Source organism: Bacillus sp. 95MFCvi2.1, assembly GCF_000374965.1.
Lineage (GTDB): Bacteria > Bacillota > Bacilli > Bacillales > Bacillaceae_G > Bacillus_A > Bacillus_A pseudomycoides.
In genome coordinates this window covers 1-3,040 of sequence record NZ_KB895764.1, presented here as the reverse complement: position 1 = coordinate 3,040, position 3,040 = coordinate 1, and the positions used below count along the sequence as shown (strand labels likewise).

General features: G+C 31.5%; 3 protein-coding genes. 2 read left to right on the top strand and 1 reads right to left on the bottom strand.

Annotated features, from left to right (window positions below):
- Positions 1–861: 861 nt before the first annotated feature.
- Entirely contained in the window at positions 862–1,293 is a 432-nt protein-coding gene (locus tag C568_RS0130020; RefSeq protein WP_018783720.1) for a hypothetical protein, read from the top strand.
- 187 nt (positions 1,294–1,480) lie between these two features.
- On the opposite strand, the gene C568_RS0130015 is transcribed toward C568_RS0130020, so the two are convergent.
- Complete coding sequence (locus tag C568_RS0130015; RefSeq protein ID WP_018783719.1) at positions 1,481–1,864, bottom strand: hypothetical protein; 384 nt, start codon at positions 1,862–1,864, stop codon at positions 1,481–1,483.
- Between the two features lie 464 nt (positions 1,865–2,328).
- Here C568_RS0130015 and C568_RS0130010 point away from each other — a divergent pair, with 464 nt between their 5' ends.
- The gene (locus C568_RS0130010; RefSeq protein WP_018783718.1) at positions 2,329–2,889 is read left to right on the top strand and encodes a MerR family transcriptional regulator; all 561 of its coding nucleotides are present in this window, start codon (positions 2,329–2,331) and stop codon (positions 2,887–2,889) included.
- The last annotated feature ends 151 nt before the right edge of the window (positions 2,890–3,040 follow it).

The window sequence follows — 3,040 nt, the reverse complement described above, 5'->3', positions numbered from 1 at the left end:
AAATTTTACACATAATACTGGGGTACCGCCAGCATTTCGGAAAAAAAACACGCTAAGCAAAAAATACAATGAGCTGTCCATATGGACAGCTCATTTACATAATTCTCGTTCTTGGAAGTGAATGAATCTATTAGACCCAGTTCCAGTGTTGCTGCGTTTAGGGGCCAAGTAGCTTGTTTCGTAACATAAACGTTCATTTTTGTTACATGAAGTGTTTAAAAACAGTAAATTCTATAACCTTTGAATTCGCTGTAACAAAATACTGTATCAAAAATAATTTGTAACATTATTCATTTAGCACCTTTTTGTTACTGAAAAACATGTGTATATTAAGCATTTTTTCTACTTTGCCCTTGGTTGCAGCAATGCTGGTATTAGGTCATATTGATAATGTTATTTCTTATTAAATCCTTGGATTTGAAGTAGTTCAATAAAAATGGCCATGGCTGCTGTTGCTAAGGTTCTGGCATCTAATGGACTTCAGAAAATATTTTAACAATTATGAATTTTGCGTTGATTGAAACATGTTGCTCAGTATATAATTAACTTGAATTTTTTTGATATGAGGAGGGATGAAAAAAGAAAATATAAATATTTAATGTTCTTAAATGTAGATTTTTTCAACTCTTTGTTTTTCTGATATTGTTTTGGAATAGAACAATAACCTCATTCAAAAATACTATCCAACAATCTACAATTTTCTACATTTTATTTCTCTTATATACTTTATGACATATAGTTGAACATCTGACGTAACTGAAATTATATCCTTAGCGTAGTGAAACTTCTATCTTTTCTTACTATTAGAGAAGATAGAGTTAGTTTGTATGTAAAGATTTCTTTATCTTAGGGGGTTACCTTATGCTTAAGAAATTTAATATGTCCGTAATTGTTTTCGTAATATCTTTTGGTGTATTGTTTGGCTTTAATCAGCAAGCTGATGCAGCTATAAACGGTACCTTAAAAACAAGTGGCCATGTAGATTTTTACACATATTATTGGTCAAAAAGTTTTTATACAACTGATGGGCATGTACGTTTAAAAATTAGGAGTTGGGGTCCAAGTAGTGGAACCTTTACAGCATGTATAGCTTCAGGAACAAGTACAGGAACAAACGATGGATTAGTTACTTGTAGGGATGTATCTGTTAACACTGGTGGAAAGACATACTACTATGATTTCGATGCCCGTACACCAAGCACAGGAGCAGGAACATATAGAATTAAATTTTATGCTACTGATTATTACGGAAAAGGAATACAACAGCGTGTTGACTATTGGATTTATGATTAAAAAATAGATTGAAGAGAATTTCTGGATCACTCTGAAATTCCTTTTATGAGAACCTTCAATTCGAAGGTTTTTTTATTTATGGGGTACCTCCAGCATTTCGAAAAAAAACACGTTAAGCAAAAATAAAATCAGCTGCCGATATGGACAGCTGATTGACATAATGATCGTTATCAGAAGTTGATTAATATCAGTTTATTCGTCTTATAAAATAGAAAGCTAAGGAAGACAAAGTAATAGGAATAAATTTAATAAAATCCATTATAGAATAAGATACATATCCTCCAGATAATCCTATGCTCATTAAATATGCATAGGAAAAACCTAATAATATAAACACGGGAATCCCAATACTTAATTTATAACATCTTTTTATTTTTCTATAACAGAATTCTCCTAGTAGACAGCCTATAAGTACAGGTATACTCCCATACATAATGTAAAGAATAGCTATTGACCAGGGTGAACCCCAATCTGATTCCATACCCTCAGGGTTAATTATAAATTGCAAACTAGGTGTAAATATAGAAAAAAATATGAGACATACTAAATAACTAACTATAAACTTTTTCATTTCTATCCCCCATATAATTCATAATGATATCTTCATTGTATGACAATTACCCTTACCTAATATAGATAAAATGTAATATGTATATCGTATTCATGATGGGTTAACATAACGTCTCATTATTGGTAGCAAAAATAACGGGTGAACCCTTGTTTTTATGGGGTTCTTTTTTCCTTTCTAGTAAAATTGATATACATTATTTTATACATGGTGGATGCAGCGGGGATTCTAGGGATCCCTGCTGTTCTTTTTTTGCATAAAATCTTGTATATAGAAAAAAGATTTTAATGTTATTATCGAGAAGTAATACATATCAGTGTTAAAATCGGAATGTATTTCGAAATTAAATCGTTTTTAAAATCGGTTGTTATATCGGTTGCAAGTGCATTCCGATTTTGATTGGAATGTTGATTTAATTGTGTTTTATGAGTGAAAAACGTATTCCGTTTTTGGGGGAGGAATGAAAATTGGAACTAAAATCGGAAATGCATACACCGAAAATTGTTGCGGATCTTTTAGGGGTCACACCCGATTTACTAAAGGTATGGTCAAACGAATTTAACATACAAACGGAGCGAAGCCAGGGAGGGCATCGCAGATACTCGAAGGAAAATATAGAAGAATTAAAAGCAATAAAAGAAAAAATACAGGTGCAAAAATGGTCTTACGATCAAGTTCGAGCATGGCGAAACGGAGAGCTTGATTCGTTTGTTTCAAAAGAAGAAAAATCAGAATTAGAAAAGAAATTGAATGAAGTATTAGAAAATCAGCAGTTACAAAATCAATTCAATCAAGCACTTGTTCAAAAATTACAAGAAATTACGAATGAATTGGTTACGACAAAAGAGCATTTAGCGAATACGGAGAAAAAGTTAACTGAAGTAGAAGGTAAAAATAGTGAATTAGAAGTTTTTATAGAGAAGAAGCTAGAGAAGCGAGATCAGTTATTGCTTGAAAACATTAGAGATATGCAGAAGCAAAATCAGAAACAAAAACGGAAAGGTTTTTTCGGTTTGTTTAAAAATTAAATATGATTGATATTTTTGTAGGGTTCTAATGTCGGAAAAAGAAGAATAGAAATATGGCATACATACAATAAGGGAATGCAGTATAGATCAGTCTACAAGCATTCCCTTGCTATTAGTATGTTATTTTTTTATAGATTTTGAGTTATTACGA